The sequence below is a fragment of the Vibrio viridaestus genome, assembly GCF_003856525.1.
Lineage (GTDB): Bacteria > Pseudomonadota > Gammaproteobacteria > Enterobacterales > Vibrionaceae > Vibrio > Vibrio viridaestus.
Genome location: NZ_RJVQ01000004.1, coordinates 270,716 through 292,650, shown reverse-complemented (window position 1 = coordinate 292,650; position 21,935 = coordinate 270,716). Strand labels below are relative to the sequence as shown.

The following is a 21,935-nucleotide window of genomic DNA, read 5'->3' as shown; positions in this document are numbered from 1 at the left end:
GCAAACCATGGATGGTTTGGTAACCAAATCAAGATAACAGATCGGCTAATCCACTCGCTCGACTCGTTAGCGTTTTTACCCCTCTCAAAAATACTGTCTTATTTGCCAAAAGATACAGACTAGACTTGGCTCGCGTAATGCCTGTATAGATAAGCTCACGCGTTACGATGGGTGAATATTCTGGAGGTAGCATAAGTAAAGTGGTATCGAACTCACTGCCCTGACTCTTATGTATGGTCATTGCGTAAGCTGTTTCATGTTGGGGTAACCGACTGGGTAATATCCCTTTCACGGTCCCATCCGGTAGATCAAAATACACTTTGAGGCGCCCCTGTTCATCATTCATACATAAGCCAATGTCACCGTTGTAGACGCCTAGGTTATGATCGTTTTTTATGATCATGACTGGCCTTCCTGGATACCAACTGTCTTCAGTAATACGAATTTTTTTTCTGGCTCTCAGCCGTTTTTCCACGCGCTCATTCACCCCATACACACCAAAGTCGCCATCTCTAACAGCGCAGAGCATACGGCATTTAGAAAACGCCCTTAACGCTAAAGCCGCTTGATTCTCCGTATCCGTGCTTACGTCATCGTTGATGATACTAAGATAAGGTTGATACTCTTCTATCAGCTTATCGATAATAAATTGGTAACTTGATGCGGATAGTTCGGAAAAGTGGACATCTGAATAATCACTCTCTAGTGCTTGGACGATATCTTGTCCATTACCTTTATTGACCGATTTAGCTAACTGCCCTATCCCAGATCGAGAATTAAAACGATAGCTCTTCTGCAACATACATAGACTGTTGGCGATTACGGGAGAGGCGCCTTTGCCTTGGAGAAACTTAGCCTGAAACCCAGTTAACTGCTCGATTAACTTAGCATGTGAAGCACTATAGCCGTATTTCTGAAAAGAACATATGTCGCCCAAAACGGCCCCTGCTTCAACCGAAGCTAACTGGTCCTTATCGCCAAGTAATATCACCTTCGCATGCGAAGGAATAGCATCGAAAAGTTTATACATCAGTGATAAATCAACCATGGATGCCTCGTCCACAATTAAGATATCCAGATGCAGTGGATTACTCTTGTCATGGCGAAAATTGGCACGATTGGGTATTGCACCAAGTAAGCGATGAATCGTACCAGCCTGAGTTGGAATATGCTCACGGATATTAGGCTCAATCGGTAAGTTCTCAATTGCCATACCGATAGACTCTGTCAAACGAGCCGCTGCTTTTCCTGTGGGGGCAACTAATTTTATCGTCGGTGGTGACTCTTGTTCAACAGACGCTTCAACCAGTGCAGCAAGCAGTTTAGCGACAGTCGTCGTTTTACCAGTCCCGGGGCCCCCGGAAATAACCGAAAATGGCTGACTTATCGCAACCGCAGCAGCCACTTTCTGCCAATTCAATGTAGCGGACTCAGGAATGAGTCTATCTAACATGGCTAAGTCACGCACAGTCTTGGCTTGCTCAACAACTGAAGACACTAGACCCCACTCGATAGCAGCTTCATCGACCACATCTAACATTTCACACAAGATGCGACGCAGATAATTCTCACTTTGCTCTGGCAACGCTTTAATTGCTTGAAAGATATGGGAATACGAGCGAGTAAATAAGCGCCCCAAACTCTCATTCAATCTCTGCACATTTCGCTGCGACAGCATTACATCATTTGATACCACAAGCCGATTTGCTAAGTTGGACTCATAAAACCAATAACGATGCAGATAAAGACGTTTTCCGTCAAAAATAAGCGGAGTTTTACTCGACGGGGAACCAATAACGGATGAGCGACTGATTACGCTCAACCAATCCACTTCCTCAAGACTGACAAGTTCACTTTCGATACCAACAGTTGACAGAGGAAAAGGCATTGTCAGGTTAACGAGTTGGTTATCATCGCTCAATACCGGAAAACAAATATGTCCAAGACTTAATTGATAGCTAGTAATCCCGGCGAGCCACGCTTCATAACAGGCATTGTCAGAGTCACTTTGTTTTGCAACGAACAATGCAAACTGGTAATCAAGAGGTCGAATAATACCATGAGCGCATAATTTACTGAGCAAACTTAAAATGTTGTCCATCATAAATCCAACTCCATTTGACCATTATTTGCTATTCGTTCCGCCACAGTATCTCCGTTTATAATGGCATCAAGCTCTTGAATAAACTGTTTTTCAGGCCGAGTAAAAAATACGCCATTATTGCCCTTACCTTCTATACCTCTCAAGAAGAGGTAATAGACACCGCCAAAATGCTCTTCATAATCATAATTAGGAATTCGGGTTGCTAAAAATCGATGTAATGCAACGGTATAAAGCTGATACTGAAAATCGTATCGATGCTCGATCATTGCTTGAGCTAGTTTCGACGGCTGATAATCGGCAGGGGTATCACCAAGAAAATTAGATTTCCAGTCCAGCACGTAATACTTCCCTTGATGCTCAAATACAAGGTCTATGAATCCTTTAATCATGCCTTTAACTGAATAAAAATCTAATTCAGGAGCATCAACGGACAACTTATCATACCGCTTTAGAGTTCTGTTTATCACGTCGCTTTGTAACAGCTCTATCGGCAACAAAAACTCAAGCTCGTGTAACCGGAATTGCAATGATTTGTCTCTTAGTTTTAAATCTCGACCATCAAGCGGCGTCAACATTACTGAATCGATCATCGATTGAATAACAGGTAACCATTCATGATCAAGTTGTTCCGTGTCCATCAACTCAGTGATCACCGCTAGATTTTCTTCGGACTGCGCTGGCTGAGTAAAGTCGATATTTTCAAATACGCTGTGCAAAAACGTTCCGGGGCGAGCCCCTTTGGGAAATGTAAAAATGGTCTTTTCGCTTTCAAGCAAACTGTCCAACTCAGCCTCATCAGCCGAATCAAGATCAAAACCTGGAAGCTCAAAAACAGCATCGATATGATGTTGACGAGATTTAACCAATGCAGAGTAACTTGTCATCCTCCAGACTCGCTCGATCTTACGTTCAAGTTCACTGGCCCTTAACGCTTTCGTATCCGACTCAGGCTCAATATATCGATGGTCTGCAAGATCTGGAGGAGTCACAATTTTAATCGAATCAGATAGAGCAGCATGCTTTTGTAAAGCAGCGGATAAATCACTTGCTGAGCCCTCGTGCCCATTTTGTAACAGGTATCCAAGCGCACTCAAATGGGCACCGGTAGGCCCCTTGGTTGATCGACCTTGCTTAAGTGGAGCTATCCCAACGTAACACGTAAAAACAGCTCGAGTCACTGCAACATAAAGCAAGCGTAAATCCTCGGCTAATCGTTCTTTATCTGCGTTGATCAGTGACTGTTCACCTTGCGATAAATCGAGGACGGTTTTATCACTCGTTTCATCATAGAACTTGGCTTCACTCGCCTGACGATAACTCATGATGAAAGGTAGAAACACAATATCGTACTCTAACCCTTTGGATTTATGAATCGTGACGATCTGCACTAGGTTTCTTTCTGAATCAAGACGTTGAATCTGTTCATCATTATTATTTACGCCTTGCTCAGCATCACTAATCGATTGGGATAACCAGCGTAATAACCCAGTCTGACTCTCTATCTCCGCACTACTTTGTTGCAACAACTCACTGATATGTAGGTAGTCCGTTAACTCTCTCTCGCCATTCGTTTCGGTTAACCAACGTTCAGAAATATGCCGTTTTAGCAACACAGCTCTGAGCATTGGCTGGATTCCTCTCTCCTGCCATAATTGAGCATAGAGTCGAAATTCAGCAACAGTCGCTTCCCATAACCATTCATCTTCACTCAGGTTATCGAGCCAACTAATTTCAAGTGCGAACATGGGAGATGCTAAGCATGATTTCAGTTTACGCTCATCATCGTGAGCCAATACCGCATCCATCAAAAGTAAAATATCTCTGGCAATCCGTGTCGAAAATACACTTTCTCGATTAGATAGATACACACTGGCTATGCCCTGTTGATTTAGGGCATCCTGTACCATTCGTCCTTCACTACCAGTACGGACTAGCACGGCAATATTACCGGGCTCAATGGATTGTTTTTTCCCACCTTTAACCAAGAAAGCGTCTGAATGTTGAGATGCTTCAAGTATGCTTTGAACTTGACCAGCGGTTGCTTTTGCCATTACCTGATAATAATCGGCTTTATTCCATACATCATCAGTATCTTCAGGCCACCAGTAGGTTAAAGCTGGCTGCTTTTGACCACTTATATTCCAGTAGTTTTTATCTGCGTTTGTTCCTGCACTGACAGGGATAAATGGGATATCGTTGTCATAGAGAAAAGGAGAGGATGCCTGAGAGAATATCGTATTAGTGACGTTAACCATATCGGCCGTTGAACGCCAGTTCGTTGCCAGAGTGTAGTGAGCTGTCACCTGATTTCGGGCTTTAATATAGGTAAAAATATCTGCGCCACGAAAAGCATAGATAGCCTGCTTCGGATCACCAATCATGAACAATCCGGAAGGCTCTTTGGACGACAGATAAATACGGCTAAAAATACTGTACTGTAATGGATCCGTATCCTGAAATTCATCGATCATAGCGATCGGATACAAAGCCCGGATTCTTTGCTTCAAAATATCTTGATCATCAAAATCGATTGAAGATGATAACTGAACTAACAAATCATCAAAGGACAATAACAACTTCTCCTGCTTAATCTCTTGTAGCGCCTGACGACAAGAAAAGATCGCATGAGAAATCAAAGGGGCTTTAATGGAAATATCTTGCGCCAAAAACAGGTCAATCTGCTGGAAAACATCATGAGTTGGAGCCTTACCTCCCACTTTGGTCTTTTCATCCAATATTCTCTGGCTAAACTTCTCTAACTCGCTTGCTGTCTCGTAGGATGTTGTCGGACTATTCGCCCAGAGCGTCAGTTTTTCAATCCAAAGAGGTAAGTTCTTTTTGTTGTAACTCTGCCGTTTAATATCAGAATCATTGAGCAACTGTTCTACATCGCTTGATACGGATAACCAAGCTTGCTTTATTTCAGTAATTTTATCTAAGTTTTTCTGATGGAGAGACCCCAAACTTTCCGACAAAGGTTCAACACTTAAACTCGGAGCGCTTCCTGATAAATATCGTCCGATATCCTGCACAAGAGCATCAGGGTTCGGCCACAGTCGTCTGATTTCCGCCGCCAGTTCAATATTAAGTGGATAAAATTGCTTACGCCAATAATCAGCCACCACCATGCTTTTAAGCGAGCTTTCATCTGTCACAAAATCACTAACAAATCGGCTCCCTGATTCAAATGCATTTTGCAATAGCATCCGTTGACAGAAACCGTGGATAGTAAAAATGGAGGCCGAATCCATTTCTCTTTCGGCTTCAAGAAGCAGGCGAGCAGCCTCTTGGTGATTTTCAACTGAGCTCAATAAAGAAGCTATCACTGGATCGTGACTTTCTCCACGAGCAAAAGCAACTCGGGCTTGGTGAATTTTATCTCGAATGCGACTACGAAGTTCTGCCGTTGCGGCTTCGGTAAACGTCACGACGAGTATTTGTTCGACTCTCAATGGCCCTTCAGGAAAACATTGTTCTCCTCCATGCCCGAGCAAAAGGCGCAGATATAAACCAGTAATGGTAAACGTTTTTCCTGTACCCGCAGAGGCTTCTATTAACCTCGCTCCGTGTAGAGGAAAAGTGTTTATATCCAAAATTTCGGCATTTAAATCCTGTCCTGATGACATCGTTTTAAACCATCCTTAATCAAACACGACTGAATAGTGTGACGCAGTCGATAAAATATTTATAAACTTAGCTCGAGCCTAAGCAGTTGCTATTGGATTGAGACCTAACTCACGGTTAGCGGTGAAGAAAGGCTCTAGTATCGCCACATCAGTTATTTAGTAACTAACCGAATAATGGTCCCTCTGACCTATGGCCGTACAGAAAAATTAATCCCCTACACAAAACACAATAAATCTGGCGGCCACCCTATTCTTCATCTTTCCCGGTAAACTCCCTAGCCATCTGTCTTGGTGTTTCTAACACAGAGATAGCCCATTCTCGCGCTGCAGCATAGACGTCATCATTCCAACTAGGCCATAATCTTGACAGGTAAAGATCATCGCCTTCACCAGAAGAAAAATAATCGCCGCAAAATGCTTGTTCCATTTTGGTTTTGACCGCATCTTCATCTTCAACCCATTGACCTTTCTGATACTGAGCTTCAATCCCCGCGAGAGCAGTTCGCGGGAAATAGGGTATCGGTGTATTAAGACCATCAATGAAGTGGCGAACAAGGGCTGTGAGTTGACGTTGAGCTGCTATCACATCTTCTATCGGTTGATAAAAGAGATGTTCTGCTCCACCTTTGGCCGAAAGCGCTATCATGTGGGTTACCGCCTTTTCACCACTGGCGGCATGAGCTAGATGTTCGATCCATCCTGATAAGTAATCCTGAGCACGCATTCTTCCAGGTCTAAATCGAACGATTCCGTTACTAAAACGATTTCCTAACCAACCAACAAGGTTGACCGAGCGTCTTTCATCAATCTTCAGCGTCAGGTCTAACTCTTTGTCAGCTAAAGGCTGATCAATCAATTCTTTCAGCTCACCAACAATTGGAGTTACCCTTTCAACCTGCTGATGAAAATCGAGTTCACCAAATGCTCCTACAGGTAATCGGCCCTGGGCTGAAAGTTTCTGTCGTAAACAAGTCAGAGACTCTTCGTGACCTGAATTCTGAAGAAGAATGGGAATCAAGTCTGACATGAGCAGATAATTATCTAAACCATTAAGATTAAAAGGCTCTTCATCCTTCTGCGTTGAAAGTGGCTCATTAAAATAAACCCCTAATCGATAATTGAAAAACGCTTGGGCTGGCGAACGCCAAAAGCGCTGTAGATCACTTAACTCCAACTCTATCGGTGAGGCCTTATCTAACCAATAGTCATTCATTTGGGGAGCGTTTTGCGTATTCTGAGATGAATCTCTCAGGACAGAAGGCAACCATTCAGATGCGTAGCTTGGATTCGGCCCGGTAAATGAATCTAAACTATAGGGAACCATAGGATGAAGGCAACGCAGTTCAGACAGTAAACGAGTTCCGGAAACGTCCACATCCAATGATTCATCCCCTTCCAAGACATAATTTTGCTGGCAATATTCTTCTAACTCAGTCACTAAAACTGAAGGCGTTAATTCTGATTTATCCCGGATAGAATGACCGACATAACTGATGTAAAGGTACTGCTCAGCAGAAATCAGTGCTTCTAAAAATAAATAACGGTCATCATCACGGCGCGAGCGATCGCCTCTCCTTGCCGCTAATGCCATCAGGTCAAATCCTTCTGCAGGAATACTACGAGGATAAACACCATCATTCATACCAAGCAGACAGACGACCTTAAACGGAATTGAGCGCATTGGCATTAAAGTACAGAAGTTAACCTGCCCAGCAAGAAACTTCTGACTCACTCGCGTTCCTGAAACTTTTTGCGTTAAATAATATACGAGTAAGTCAAAAGGCAATGACGCGTCATATTGAGAGTCCGAAAGCTGTTGCTTCAACTGCCCTATTAGCTCGCGAATCGTATAGAATGCAACCTCTTCCTCAATATCGACGGCAAAGAAACCATCTAGTAAGCCATCAATCAATTGTCTCCACTCATCAACAGAATGGGTGTGATTCAGCCTCTTCCGATATAGCTTAATGGTATCAATATACATAGATAACTTGCCGGCCAACTCTGCAGTTAACCCCTGAATTTCAGAATATGGCGCGATAAATTCATTGTCGTGAACTAACCATTCAACATCGTCACTCATGGCATAACCAGCGAGCATTCTTGCGATACCAAATTCCCAAGTATTTTGATACGTTCCCGGCAAATCAAACTGTTCCGCAGTCTTTCGATTAAGTCCCCACCGAATCCCAGACTCTTCAACCCACAGTTTGGCCTGTAAAAATTCTTCTTCACTGATATCAAATTTACGCATGATGGCTGGCGTTTCAAGTAGTTCAAGTAGTTCAGATGCTAGACAGCGCGAGCGAGGAAGATTGAGTAAGTGAAGAAATGCATTTAAAACTGGTGATTCCTGATCAGCGGTACGATCTGAGATGGAAAACGGAATATAACGCTCTCCGGGGGCATTACCAAACACTGCTTGTATAGCCGGACTATAAGCATTGATATCCGCCACCATAACAATCACATCTCTGGGCGTTAAATCGTCATTCTGATCAAATAGAGATAGCAGATGATCATGAAGCACCTCCACCTCTCGCATCGCACTGTGGCAAGAATGAAAAGAAATGGAGTTATCACCTTTGCTTATAGACTGTTTATGGTCACTAGTGAGCAAAAGATGATCATCCTGATGTTCCTCTAGATGTAAAATATCTGCCTGAATATTATGGAGTAAAGAATCACGCTGAATATCAATAAACAACTCGTGTTCTTCACTGTCCATTTGGGAGAGCAACCATAAGTTGTCTCGTCCGAGTTTACCCATTGATGCCAGTAATTCATTACCAACGACACCGTTTAAGTGCATGGTGTCTTCAGCATTATCATCAACAGACCCTTTCAGATATGAAATGGACTGTCCCTCAGATAGGTTTTGATTATTGAAGATCCATTGTTTGCGTCTTGCTTGCTCTATTCTGGCTAATGTTTTTCTATCACGGACATCTCCCCAATAATGCTGACAGGGGTTAGTAAACATCAAATGCACATCAATATGCTGACCTAGCGCATGCAAGGCATCAATATATCTTGGAGGCAAAGCGGTCACCCCAAAGATAAAAAGTCGCTTAGGAAGCGATAGCTGTGATGGATCGACCAATTTTAAGCGTTGAATTAAAGCCTGATATAAATTGGCACGATGATAAGGAGATTGACCTAATTCAATTGTAAAACGATACAACTCACGCCATAGAATGGGTTGCCAAGGGTGAATATCTTTATTCTCTTCCACCTCAAGTTCGTTTTCCCAGGCATCAATCCATTCAGGGCGATAAACAAGATAGCTATCAAAGATATCCGAAATTTTTTCTGCGAGCTGAAAGAGGTTTAACTCAGAAGTGTCGCGTTCTAAATATTGTTTAATCGGTGCAAATTCGGTTCGCTCCTTGAGTTGCGGTAAAAGCTGCACCAACTTCCAGACCATCGACTCTTTATTAAACGCACTTCTCGTTGGTACATCTGGCAATATTTGAGTGAAGACATCCCAAATAAAGGTCGCAGGCAGGGGAAATGCTATGTTAGCCGCAACGCCCATATCTTTCGCCATAGCCATTTTAAGCCACTGAGACATGCCAGGGCTTTGAACTAAAATCTGTTCCGCTTCAAATGGATTTTCATAGGGCTCCGATTTAATCAGATGCACCAGTAAAATCTTTAATGTTTCAAGTTTATTTGAGTGATAAACGGTAAACAAATTCTCATTCCAATAGCCAAAATGGGGATGGTCCTAGATTAGCATAGTGCCAAGAATGGACTCTATAAGTATCCTTGCAGTTTGCCTGAAACATCGACAAAACGATGATTTATTTTTTGTTTTCGACTTGCAGCGCAAGATAGTTCCCATAAGATATGACTGTGGCTAAGTCAGAGTAATAGTAATGAGTAAAAATGTTTCGTTAAAACAACTTAGAGTATTTCAAGCAATCACCCAACATAATACGCTTACCGAAGCTTCTGACGCACTGTACCTTTCTAAAGCGGCCGTGAGTATGGCGTTATCCGAGTTAGAGAAACAAATTGGCCATGCTCTGTTCGATAGAGTTAATCATCGACTCATCCTCAACCAAGAAGGAAAGAAATTACTTCCTTTAGCCGATGAATTGCTCAATCGAGCCAATACTATCGGCCACCTATTTGATGATGAAAGTTTGTTAACGGGGCTATTGAAAGTTGGCGCAAGCGATACGATAGGAAATCAGGTTGCCCCCTACTTACTCAGCCGTTTTCGAAAAGAACTCAAACACACATCTCAAACCCTATTTATCTCCAATACCGCTCTCATTTGCCAAAAACTGATTGATTACGAGCTAGACATTGCATTGATTGAAGGGAAAACACTCCATCCAGACCTTATCTCAACTCAGTTCAGTCAGGATGAAATGTGTATAATCTGTTCCGCCAATAATCCCCTAGCAGAAGACGATGTTGTTCCACTATCAAATTTTGAAAACAGTGAATGGCTTCTAAGAGAGGCTGGTTCGGGCTCTCGAGAGTTTTTCTTGCGTGTAGTTGCCCCAAGAATTGAACATTGGCATGAAGCATTCGAACTCAACACAACAGAGGCGATTATCAATAGTGTCGCTGCGGGCATAGGCTATGCTTGCATGTCAAAACTTGCAGCAAATTCAGCGATTCATGATGGCAGAGTTAAAACCCTCAATGTTTCTTTGGATATGAATCGTCGCTTTTGGCTTCTGGTACATAAAGAAAAATATCAGAGTCCGTTGCTTAAACGATTTATCCAGTTTTGTTTTGAATGGGATAAACCTACTCATAACGTCTAAAATATCCTCATTTAACTCACACTATGGTGTAGTATTCTGGACGAAAAGCACAAAATACTGTATAAAAAACCAGTCACCTAAAACTAATCATCAGAGGATTAACCATGGCTGTAATCGTCAAGTACGTGGTAGAGCGTAATGGAGAAGAGAAAATGACTTTTACCTCAAAAGCAGAAGCAGACGCCTACGATAAAATGTTGGATATGGCTGACGAGCTTTTTTCACTCCTAGGTAAAAGTGAACTAGTCGAAGACGAAGCAAAACAAGAAGAGCTGGCAATGTACCTAGCTCAGAACAAAGAAGAAGTACTTTATGCTCTTGGCGCCAAAAAACGTCCAACCCAGAAAAAGCCTAAAGCAGCAAAAGTCGAGAGTGAATCCTCTGACACAAAAGACAGTGAAGAAAAAGCGGCCTAATCAGCGCCAGCTTTAGTGCGAAATGACTGTGGGCCGTCTCAATGACGGCCCACTTCTTTATAAAGCAATGTATATCTAAAAAGACAAAGCATATCGGTTGCCGGACTTTATCTTATGGAACTCTTTTAACTCAAAGTGAGTCTCTTTAAGATGACCCTATTAAATTAAAAAATGAATTATGACGAACAAGCCTAATTGCTTGCTTCGCTTCTACCCAACATACGGAGAATGAAATCATGGCTCACTTCGCCTTAGCACTTGGTGTTGCAACCAAAAATCGTGACGGAAAAATTATCGAAGCATATTTTCCTGCACCTATTTTAAACCCATCTAGTGAGCTTGTGTCTGCTGTAGCTGAAGTGGCTGATTATAAAGATGGCAACCAAGCAATTGAAATTAGTGCGGTACAGAGTAAATCTCTTGCAGACGTTTTTGCTGCCAATGGTCAGGATACAAGTGCTTCTTTTGCTACAAAAGCTGTTGAGTCAGCCCAGCCTCTAGTGGTTGTTATTCTTGAAAGTGATGACAAACCACAATCTGTTGCAGAAGGATTTCTCAAGTTACAACTAATTTCTCACCGTCTAGCTCAACCTCACGGCATTGTTCTTGATGGTATTTTTGGACTGCTGCACAACATTGCTTGGACTAACGAAGGTCCAATCGATCTACCTGAATTAGCGGATCGCCAAATTGAAGCTCGCCTTGCTGGCCGTTCTCTTTCTGTCGATTGCGTTGATAAATTCCCTAAAATGGTCGATTACATCGTTCCTACAGGTGTTCGTATTGCTGATACATCTCGTGTTCGTCTTGGCGCACACGTTGGTGAAGGCACAACAGTTATGCATGAAGGCTTCATCAACTTCAATGCTGGTACAACCGGTGTGAGCATGGTTGAAGGACGTATTTCTGCTGGTGTTATGGTGGGTAACGGTTCCGATATCGGTGGTGGTGCATCTATCATGGGTACACTATCTGGCGGTGGTAAAGTTGTTGTATCCATCGGTGAAAACTCACTGCTTGGTGCTAACGCAGGTCTTGGCTTCCCTCTGGGCGACCGTTGTACTATCGAATCTGGTCTGTATGTTACTGCAGGCACAAAAGTTCGCATGCTAGACAAAGATGGTAACGAAGTAGAAATCGTTAAAGCCCGTGATCTTGCTGGCGTTCCAGATCTTCTGTTCCGTCGTAACTCTTCAACGGGTCAGGTTGAATGTTTAGCGAACAAATCTGCTGTAGAATTGAACGAACAGCTACACGCAAACAACTAATTCAACCAATTAGTCAACTTTTAAAGGCCAGTGCAATTGCACTGGCCTTTTATTATTTCTATCATTACTCCCTAGCTCCAATAAATTCGTATTATATTTTCTTCGGTTACTCACCTATAGTTATTTAAATTGTTCCATTTTTCAGAGGCATATACATGTTACGTTTCATTCAAGAACTACCGAAGGTAGAACTTCACCTTCATATAGAAGGTTCTCTAGAGCCAGAACTTATGTTTGAGCTTGCTAAACGCAATCATGTTGAGATCCCATTTAACTCACCAGAAGAAGTGCGAGCGGCATACCAATTTACCAATTTGCAATCGTTCCTGGATATCTATTACCAAGGAGCAAATGTTCTTATTCATGAGCAGGATTTTTTTGATTTAACCTGGGCTTACTTATTACGCTGTAAACAAGATAACGTCATTCACACAGAAATATTCTTTGATCCTCAGACGCATACCGAAAGAGGTATTAGCTTTGATACGGTCGTGAAAGGCATTACATCAGCGCTTACCAAAGCCGAAAAAGAACTCGGTATTACCAGTCAGTTGATTATGTGTTTCCTACGCCATCTTCCTGAGGAGCAGGCTATCGAAACACTTAAGCAAGCCCTACCTTACAAGGATTACATTGTCGGGGTTGGTCTCGACTCATCAGAAAAAGGTCATCCACCAGAAAAGTTTGCTCAAGTGTTTGCTTTAGCGAAGGAAGAGGGATTTCTAGCAGTTGCACATGCTGGTGAAGAAGGCCCGGCGCAAAACATTATTGATGCACTTGATATCCTTAACGTCGAGCGAATTGATCATGGCGTACGTTGTGTAGAAGATCAAAATCTGGTCGAACGCTTAAAAGAAAGTAGGATGCCTCTTACCGTATGTCCCCTTTCAAATACGAAGTTAAAAGTGTTCCAGAATATGAAGGATCACAACATCGTAGAACTTCTGAAACAGGGACTATGCGTCACAATAAACTCTGATGATCCTGCTTATTTCGGCGGTTACATGACAGATAACTTCGTTGCAGTCGCTGAAGCACTGCCAACCACCAAAGAAGAGTTGGCTCAATTTACCCTTAACGCTATTGAAGCCAGTTTCATTAGCAATGAGGAAAAAGCACGAATGACCAAAACAGTTCTGGAGTTTGTTGCTGATCAGTCTTAATTGTTCAATGCCCTGATGCTCAAGTCAGGGCATATAAACTAAACTAGTTCAGCCAACTGCAGTATTTGCTTTTCGTTTACATTATCTTTTTGCTTTTCAGATAAGAACTTCTCTGCATACCTCAAATACGTTTTAGACTCGATAAACAAACGAAAGGTATCTTCATCAATATGTCGTTGTTTTACCATATCGGCTAAAATAGCTAACGATTCCGACAATGTTTTTGCTTCTTTATAAGGTCTGTCTGCGGCCGTCAATGCTTCAAAAATATCTGCGAGTGCCATTACCTTTTCAGGAATGGATAATTCTTCACCAGACAATTTTCTCGGATAACCTCTGCCATCGATTTTTTCATGATGATTTCCAGCAATATCAGGAACTCTCTGCATTTCATCGGGAAACGGCAACTTGCTGAGCATTTTTATCGTTTGCACAATATGGTTATTAACCAAGAACCGCTCTTCCTCTGTTAAGGTTCCTCGCTCGATAGAGAGATTGTAGATCTCGCCTTTATTCAACTCGTGTTGTGGCAAAGTCATATCAAATCCCCAAATATTATCCTTATCATGTTTACCAACAGGAGGCCGATTTTCTCCCCAAGGAATGATATGTTCAACTTTATCGTCAAGAAGTAACTCAGTACATGGAAGGCTTTCTTCTAGGTCTTTGACTCGTAACCATTCATCTCGAGATAACCCCTGCCGGCTACTAAAATGTCGAGTCCACACTCTTCGGCTAATATGATTCAGTTTCTCAAGATCTTGGCTACTCATGCTCTCGGCACCAATATTAAGATTGGCAATATGAGTAAAATCTTCTTGGAGCGCTTCAAGCTCGCGGTCAAGTCGAGCTTGTAATTCTTGTTGATTCTCACCAGCGTAAAGCTTTTGCCAATAATCTAGCTCTCTGTCTCTCCATAACACTTCAAAACGAGTCCGTATCTCATGGATTCTATTATGAATCGTTTCTAATTTGGTCGCTTTATCAATGATGTACTCCTGACTGGTAATTTTGCCGCAATCATGCAGCCAAGCAGCAATTTTGAACTCTCTACGTTGGGTATCATCCATCATAAAGCCCGCAAAACTACCACTATGACTTTTCTGCGCTTCATCAATGAGCATTTCCGCCAATATTGGAACTCTTTCACAGTGCCCACTGGTGTAAGGCGATTTGGCATCAATGGCATCAGCTAATAAACGGATAATGGCATCGATTAATTCTGTTTGGGATTCAACATGTTTCCTTGTTTCGATTGCGGTCGCAGCCGAGCCTGAAATTTGGGATACAAATTCAACAAATGCAGGATTTTCAAAGTTACGGTCTTTGTCATGCAAAAGGATTAAGACACCAATCACAGACATTCTTCTATCACAAAGCGGAATAGACAATGTTGTATCTTGCTCATCATCAGCAGAGAACGTTTTCTGGACAATTTCTACGAAGTCCTCTCTGCTCGCTTGAGGACAAGGAATGGACGATGGTCCCCATTGACTTTGCGTAGCCCTATCTAAAGATTGTTGCTTAGAATTGAACAGATAAATACAGGCCGCTTTTGAATCAGTGATATTGAGTAAATGCGTCACCACTCCATTTAGCATCTTGTCCATATCCTGTTCCTGAGAAAGCAAAAGCGAAATAGAACGAAAGCTCCGAATTGCTGCAGACATTTCAGATAGAGACTGAGAAAGAATATTAACCTCTCGGACATAAGAAGATACGGAGTTTTCCTGACGAAAATCGAACGCTCTCATTCCTTCAATCACGCTGGATAAACGCAACATAGGTAGTGCCACTAAGCGGCCGAAAAACCAACCAACCAACAACAGAATACCGATAATCACCCCTGACCAAATTAACTGTTGGTGTAAAACAGTAGTGGCACTTTGAAGCAAAGCCGATTCAGGAATACCGTAGAGTAGACTCCAATTTTCTTTACCTGTAGGTCCGACATGGATACTTTGTCCAAACCAAATACCTTGCCCTGTTGCAAAAGGGACCAAGCTATGTTGAGTTTTATGCTCAACAAGCTGATTAAATAATGGAATCTCCAGCTCTTTAATTCGAGACAAACGAAATGCTCCGGAGTCTGTCGGGTGCACAAGTTTCGAACTGTCCGGAAAGCCAAGTACCACATTTTTATCGTTAACCAAAGCGAGGCGACTGAATTCATTTGGCAATAGTGACTGCATAAGCTCGGATAAATCATCTATCGATGCGTCCATTCCAACGACAGTATTAAAGGGGGCCGCTTTCATCGATAACGTTACCCCAACTTGCTGGGTAGTATAAAAAACGTACGGTTCACCAAGGTAAAGTTTGTCAGTAGCAACGGCACTGGCAAACCATCTTCTTGAACGAGGGTCAAACTGATATTCAGGTGTATTTCTGCGCGATAAAAGATTGAAACCCTTATCGAAGAACAACCAGACGGAATTTAAGACTTGCCCACTCGTGTTGCGCTCTAAAGACTGCACCATATACGATGCGTCATCTGGTGCGGATACGACTTTTTTTCTCAAATCGGAATTGAGTTTACGTAACAGGAAAAAGTCACCATTTGAATACCCCAGATAGGCAGAGCTCACTACAGGATTTTCATCAAGGATCAGTTTGAGCAGCTTAATTCTCTTCATCCGCGAAGAGTGATCGTTTGCCGTAATAATTGAGTCTTGTGATAACAGCTTCAATGCCGTAATGATTGGCTGGGTGTGGCGTTCAATCTGGCTATCGATTTTAGCCGCAATTTGTTGGGCATTTTCCTGAGCTAACTCGATAAGAATTCGTCGATTACTTTGATAAGAGTGAAAAATAATCGATGCGGCCAGCACCAACATCCCAATAACAATAGAGCCACTAACCAACAACTGTAGACGAATACCAGGTAATTGTTTTTTCATTATCGTCCCTGATTTTGAAATATCCAACTACAAGTATAATCAATATGTTGATAAGTAATAAAATTCTTATTAACTGTTTGTGCGTTTGATAACAACACAAGCAATTTGTTTTTGCTTGCCGAAAGTAATGATCTGTCTGAGTACCGATTTTCCGACCGGGACAAAAGCCGAACCCACAGCATGGCTCTCATTGTCTGCGTGAGGATCGTGGATAAAGAAAAACTGTTCGTTCATCCCACTAAGAACGATCCAGTGTGGCTCTTTCTTACCATCAAAACGATATGTACTAATTAACAACAAAACACATGCCCCCTCTTCCAGCCAAACTTCAAATTGGTCCGTTGTCGGTGGAATATCCTTGATTAAAGCTGATGTTTGCTCGAGCTGGCGGACAAACTCATGATGTACCAAATCAATAATGTCTTTTTTACTGGCATCACGAACGCTATCGATAAATGGCGTGGAATCAGAGCGACTCCAGAGCTCCACATCAAACCCACGTTTTGCCGCAGCCAGTGCTAAGCCGTGTCCACTGCAGCCCCCATGGCCCGCAGCCATAAAGATCGTCGTGGCTTCTCGCCACAGTTGTAGCTCTTCTGTTCGGCTCGGTTGATACTCTTTATCCAAGCAGCTAAAGCTCATCACCAGGCACGCAGGACCACAGGTAAACTTGGTGGTCTGGATATAAAGTGGCATGTCAAGTTGATGTGTTGGTCCTTGAGGTTCAAGCCTTTTTTGCATTCTTCGCCCATCGCAAAGATCATCGTAATAATGGATGAGTACCTGTAATGTTTTGTATCCCATTTTTTCATACAAATGTATTGCTGAAGTATTGTCTTCTCTGACTTCTAGTCGTAATGTATTGAAGCCTTGATCAAGAGCCGCGCGCTCACATTGCTCTATGAGATTACGAGCAATACCCCGTCCTCTGAAGTCAGGTTTGACGGCAATCGAATACAACCTAGATAGCTGTGTACCTTGGTGAAAAAGTAACAACGCATAACCAGCAATCTCGTCATTTTCCGTAGCAACAAAGATGAGATCCTTAGGGGACTGTATAAAACGTTTCATTTGACGTGGAGATATCCTGTCAGTATCAAACAGTTTTAGTTCAAGATCATTGAGAACAGAGAGATCAGTAAGCTTCGCAAGACGAATGTCCATACGATGTCCTTTAAAAATAGATTGGCACGATTGCGGCTTCATCATAAACCTATTGAGCTAGGAAAAATAGCAATGGCAAAGCTTTTAATTGTTACCGACCACACCAGTGACTGGAAAGATTACTTCCCTTCAGAACAAGTTGTTAGCGTAGATCAGTACCTGGCAATGTCTGGTAAAAATCAATTAAAAAATGTTCAGGTAGTCAACTTATGTAGAGATTATGAATACATGGGTTCGGGCTACTATTGTTCTCTTCTTGCGGAAGCCAGGGGACACCGAGTTATCCCGCGAGTTATGGCGATCAACGATATACAACAACCGTTTTTTCTGTCATCGGCATCCTTGAACATCGACTCAAATGTTAAAAATACTGATCACATTGCGTGTAAAGTCTATTTTGGTCGCACACCAGAGAAACTGCTTGAGAAATTCGCACGTCGCTTGTTCGAACAATTTATGGTTCCCGTCATTGAAATTGAACTGACCAAAGTCAAAGGGCAATGGCACCTAAACAAAATTGCACCGTTTGCTTTTCAAGATTTAGAAAATGGCGAACAGGACTTCTTCATAGATTCACTGGAGATGTTTTCAAGCAAAGTATGGAAACGACCTAAACAAGATAAGAAATATCGCTACGATATTGCCATGTTGGTTGATGAAGAAGAGAAGATGCCACCATCAGACTCTTCAGCTTTAATTCGTTTCAAAAAAGCGGCAAATCGCTTGGGTATGCGTTTAGAAACGATCTCTTCGGATGACTTATCAAGACTTGGCGAGTTTGACGGTCTCTTTATTCGCGCAACGACAAACATCAGCAACTACACTTACCGCTTTGCAAAAACAGCAGAGAAAATGGGGCTAGTGGTTATGGATGATTCTGAGTCCATAATGAAATGTACAAACAAAGTATTCCTGACAGAGCTTCTGAAGAAAAATAATGTCATGGCCCCTAACAGTGTCATTGTTCAGTCATTCAACGAAAACTGGAAACAGCAGTTGATGGAATCACTTGAATTTCCAATGGTGCTCAAGATTCCTGATGGTGCTTTTTCTCGTGGTGTTATTAAGGTAAAAGATGAATCAGAGCTGGAAAAAGAAGCGACTGCTTTGTTTGAAAAAAGTGCTCTAATACTAGCACAAGCCTTTATGCCAACATCCTTTGACTGGCGAATCGGGATCATCAACCGTCACCCTATTTTTGCCTGTAAGTACATGATGAGTCGAGGTCACTGGCAAATTTATCAGCACCACAAAAGTGGCCGTGTTTCCTCTGGTGGATGGGAAACTCTCGACTTAAAACAAGTTCCAAAACAAGTTATCGATACCGCAGTAAAAGCAGCTAATCTTATCGGTAATGGCCTTTATGGTGTTGACTTAAAAGAGATTGATGGTCAAGTCTACGTGATAGAAGTGAACGACAATCCGAGCATTGATCATCAGGTAGAGGATGCATTTTTAGGGGATCTTCTCTACGATAGAATAATGACTGAGTTTCTTCGTCGTATTCAGTTACGTGGCTTCTAATCATTATATTACGATGTCCCGACACGATTCGGGACACATTCAAAAGGAAACACATGGAATTTCTCATAGACCATTGGCAGTTTGATAAGCAAGTGAAACATATTACCGATACCGATTTGACTCGTCTTCGGGAAAACCACTGGTATCACTGTCAGCGCGATGCGCCTGATCTAAGAGGATGGTTAGAGTCTAACCAACTACCGAATTCGATTATTGATAGTTTTCTTGCCGAGGATACTCGGCCAATGTTTGAAGAATATGAAAATGGTGATTTCCTGCTTATTCTTCGCGGTGTTAATTTGAATGAATCAGCCCACCCAGAAGACATGCTCAGTATTCGGATGCTTTATTTCAAAGGGACATTAATCACCACACGAAAAATTCCGTCAAAGACTGTGGCTAGTATTCGGCAGCTACTGACGGAAGGGAAAGGGCCATCGACTCTCGCTGACCTTGTCGTCGCGATTATTGATGGTCTGAGTCGCAATATTGATAACTATCTCACCAGTGTCGAAGATAAAATTGAAGAGTTTGACGAACAGCTGGAAATGAGTGAAGAGCTAATGGAAACCCACAAAGCGTTGTTCAAAATTAAACGTTTTGTTAAACCGCAGCTTTACGCTATCAATGATTTTCAAGATTCGGATAATGAGTTAGCTCAGACCAAAAACCTGCGTTTACGCCACAGTGTCAACACCATCACTCGCATCAATGAAAGCCTCGACTTTTATCTGGGCGAATTGGAAATGATTAAAGGCGAGCTTCGCCAATACCACGCAGAAAAGATGAACCAGAATACCTATCTGTTCACAATTCTGGCGGTTATTTTCCTGCCAACCAGTTTCCTGACTGGACTGCTTGGCGTGAATGTTGGAGGAATGCCAGGCACGGACGATAGCATGGCATTTGGTATTTTCTGTTTCGCTCTGCTGATCATATTCTTCGGTGAATACTGGATTCTTCGTCGACTCGACTTTTTCAAATCTTACTAGGGGAGATGTATGCCAATTTACATTTTTGGTTATGGAAGCCTGATGAACTCTTCATCAAGAAAGCTAACCGGACAAACAGGTGAAGCCATACCAGCCATTGTTTCTGGTCTTGTACGATACTGGGGTAAAGTGGATGACAGCTACTCAGCCTCTCCACTGGTTTCCGACATCGGTGAGGGCATTGTAAATGGTGTACTTTTAGAGATATCACCTAGTGATCTTATCGATTTCGATAGTCGAGAGAGAGGTTATAAACGAATCAAGTTGTTAGCCGAACAGATAGAAACCGCCGAACCGATTAATGAATCAAGTGAAGTTTGGGTTTATGTAAAAGAGAATCCAGAGCCACCTTGTGAGGATATGCCCGTCCTACAAACCTATATCGATACTGTGCTTTCGGGTTGTCTGGAGATTTCAGAAGAGTTCGCGCACTTATTTATCAAACATACAGAAGGTTGGACTTATCCTATTTTCAACGATAGGCATCAACCTCGATATGGTAACTACGCGGGTATTTCTGCAGCACATGAGTCACTCATTGATAAATTACTGTTAATACAAAAGTAAATTACCCTCCAAAGGCATTTCCATTCGAAATGCCTTTTTTGTTTCACTGTTTATTTTCAAAAACAAAACACGTTTAAAAAGAATTAATTTAAATTCATTATCTTAGATAAGAAAAAACGTTCCATTTTCAGTATATTTATTTCGATTGTGACCCGCCGAGCATTTTGCTTTTTTGCGCATCTAAATAAGTTTTCCTTGCCTACAATTAAGTGAGAAGACCATCAAATTTTTATAAGCACGAGAAACATGGGGAAGGAACATGGGCACGTTACGACGCAAAGCTCAGGGTAACCAACGATTTTGGCAAGGTACCCTCAACCAACAACTTGGTGAAGTTTTTGAGCAGGTCAAAGATGAACTGCCCCAAATTGAACGCCTCTCATTTGCTTTGTATGACAGCGATTCAGATGTGCTTAAGACGTATGCAGACAGTGCCCCTAATTCGAACGAGACATTTCGTCACTATGAGTGTCGCCTTAGCGAACTCCCATCTTTACTCGAGTGCGCCGAAAAACATCAGTGTCGGACAATTTCGAATTTTGATTCGGACATTGAACCTGCATCAAAACATAATCATTGGCTCAAAGAGCAAGGATTTAAATCGTCATACGCCCTACCTACTTTCTATGAGAATAATCTTATTGGCTTTATATTCTTAAATGCAAACACCCCAAACTTCTTCTGTGAAGATGTACAGCAATCCTTGACGCCATACATCAAACTCATCAAGCAAGCTGCATCTTGGGAATATGAAACCATCAAAACCATTTTGGATGCGGCTAACAGTACGATTAAACGTCAGCCAAGACATATGCTCCAATTCAAAGACCATCAGGAAAGGATGTATTACTACACAAAAATAATTGCCCACGACATCGCTGACACTTACAACTTAAGCGATGAAGATATTGAAAATATTACACTTTTCTCTCGTTTTCATGATATCGGCAAACTAAGTATGTCCCCAAGTTTGCTCCAAAAATCCACAGGTCTTGCGGAAATTGAAAAGGACAAAGTTTTTCAACATATAGAACGGGGTATCGATATTATTGACGGAATAATTTCCAAAACAGGCTGTTGTTCACATGCCAGTTTAAATATACTGAAAGACATTATTTCGTATCATCAGGAACGATTGAATGGTACCGGGTATCCTTATGGTAAAAAAGGAGACGAAATTCCCGTCTCTGCGCGCATTATTAGCGTAGCCAATATCTTTGATGCCCTGACCAGTCATAGACCCTATAAGCAAGCCTGCTCTGTTCTTTTTGCTCTCCTTGAATTGGAGAAAATGGTCGCCAATGGTGAAGTCGATAAGCACTGTGTCAATGCATTGAGAAGACACCAAGCGTTTCTTAACGAGATAATTAGTCGCTACCCAGAAACTGACCCGAAAAATGCTGAAACCACTCACTAGAGAGGTA

13 protein-coding genes are annotated in these 21,935 nt (G+C 42.1%); 8 read left to right on the top strand and 5 right to left on the bottom strand.

What is annotated here, in order from left to right:
- Positions 1 to 28: 28 nt before the first annotated feature.
- From recD to recC, 3 genes are all read right to left on the bottom strand, one after another.
- Positions 29 to 2,101, bottom strand: a complete 2,073-nt coding sequence (gene recD / locus EES38_RS12035; RefSeq protein WP_124937505.1) for an exodeoxyribonuclease V subunit alpha — start codon at positions 2,099 to 2,101, stop codon at positions 29 to 31.
- Positions 2,101 to 5,730, bottom strand: coding sequence for an exodeoxyribonuclease V subunit beta (gene recB, locus EES38_RS12030; RefSeq protein ID WP_124937439.1), 3,630 nt, complete (start codon positions 5,728 to 5,730; stop codon positions 2,101 to 2,103). Before recB ends, recD begins: the two co-directional genes overlap by 1 nt.
- Positions 5,731 to 5,977: 247 nt before the next feature.
- Entirely contained in the window at positions 5,978 to 9,427 is a 3,450-nt protein-coding gene (gene recC / locus EES38_RS12025) for an exodeoxyribonuclease V subunit gamma (protein WP_124937438.1), read from the bottom strand.
- Positions 9,428 to 9,611: 184 nt separating this feature from the next.
- Between recC and EES38_RS12020 the strand changes: the two genes are divergently transcribed.
- The 4 genes from EES38_RS12020 to EES38_RS12005 all read left to right on the top strand — a co-directional run bounded on the left by EES38_RS12020 (position 9,612) and on the right by EES38_RS12005 (position 13,364).
- Complete coding sequence (locus tag EES38_RS12020; protein WP_124937437.1) at positions 9,612 to 10,517, top strand: LysR family transcriptional regulator; 906 nt, start codon at positions 9,612 to 9,614, stop codon at positions 10,515 to 10,517.
- 104 nt (positions 10,518 to 10,621) lie between these two features.
- Positions 10,622 to 10,933: a YebG family protein gene (locus EES38_RS12015; protein ID WP_124937436.1), complete on the top strand. Its 312-nt coding sequence runs from the start codon at positions 10,622 to 10,624 to the stop codon at positions 10,931 to 10,933.
- A 236-nt stretch (positions 10,934 to 11,169) separates the two neighbouring features.
- Positions 11,170 to 12,201, top strand: coding sequence for a 2,3,4,5-tetrahydropyridine-2,6-dicarboxylate N-succinyltransferase (gene dapD, locus EES38_RS12010; protein WP_124937435.1), 1,032 nt, complete (start codon positions 11,170 to 11,172; stop codon positions 12,199 to 12,201).
- A gap of 155 nt (positions 12,202 to 12,356) precedes the next feature.
- Positions 12,357 to 13,364, top strand: coding sequence for an adenosine deaminase (locus EES38_RS12005; protein ID WP_124937434.1), 1,008 nt, complete (start codon positions 12,357 to 12,359; stop codon positions 13,362 to 13,364).
- A gap of 38 nt (positions 13,365 to 13,402) precedes the next feature.
- Here the strand turns inward: EES38_RS12005 and EES38_RS12000 are convergent, their stop codons facing one another.
- A complete protein-coding gene (locus tag EES38_RS12000; protein WP_124937433.1) occupies positions 13,403 to 16,264 on the bottom strand; it encodes an HD domain-containing phosphohydrolase in 2,862 nt (953 codons plus the stop codon).
- Positions 16,265 to 16,333: 69 nt separating this feature from the next.
- Positions 16,334 to 17,428 carry a GNAT family N-acetyltransferase/peptidase C39 family protein gene (locus EES38_RS11995; protein ID WP_124937432.1) on the bottom strand — a complete coding sequence of 365 codons (1,095 nt, stop codon included), beginning with the start codon at positions 17,426 to 17,428 and terminating at the stop codon, positions 16,334 to 16,336.
- A gap of 72 nt (positions 17,429 to 17,500) precedes the next feature.
- On the opposite strand from EES38_RS11995, the gene EES38_RS11990 reads away from it, so the two are divergent.
- The 4 genes from EES38_RS11990 (at position 17,501) to EES38_RS11975 (ending at position 21,928) form a co-directional block, all read left to right on the top strand.
- Positions 17,501 to 18,952, top strand: coding sequence for a RimK family ATP-grasp domain-containing protein (locus EES38_RS11990; protein ID WP_124937431.1), 1,452 nt, complete (start codon positions 17,501 to 17,503; stop codon positions 18,950 to 18,952).
- 53 nt (positions 18,953 to 19,005) lie between these two features.
- Positions 19,006 to 19,944: a zinc transporter ZntB gene (locus tag EES38_RS11985; protein ID WP_124937430.1), complete on the top strand. Its 939-nt coding sequence runs from the start codon at positions 19,006 to 19,008 to the stop codon at positions 19,942 to 19,944.
- A gap of 15 nt (positions 19,945 to 19,959) precedes the next feature.
- Positions 19,960 to 20,511: a gamma-glutamylcyclotransferase family protein gene (locus EES38_RS11980; RefSeq protein ID WP_124937504.1), complete on the top strand. Its 552-nt coding sequence runs from the start codon at positions 19,960 to 19,962 to the stop codon at positions 20,509 to 20,511.
- A gap of 259 nt (positions 20,512 to 20,770) precedes the next feature.
- Entirely contained in the window at positions 20,771 to 21,928 is a 1,158-nt protein-coding gene (locus EES38_RS11975) for an HD domain-containing phosphohydrolase (RefSeq protein ID WP_124937429.1), read from the top strand.
- Positions 21,929 to 21,935: the final 7 nt, after the last annotated feature.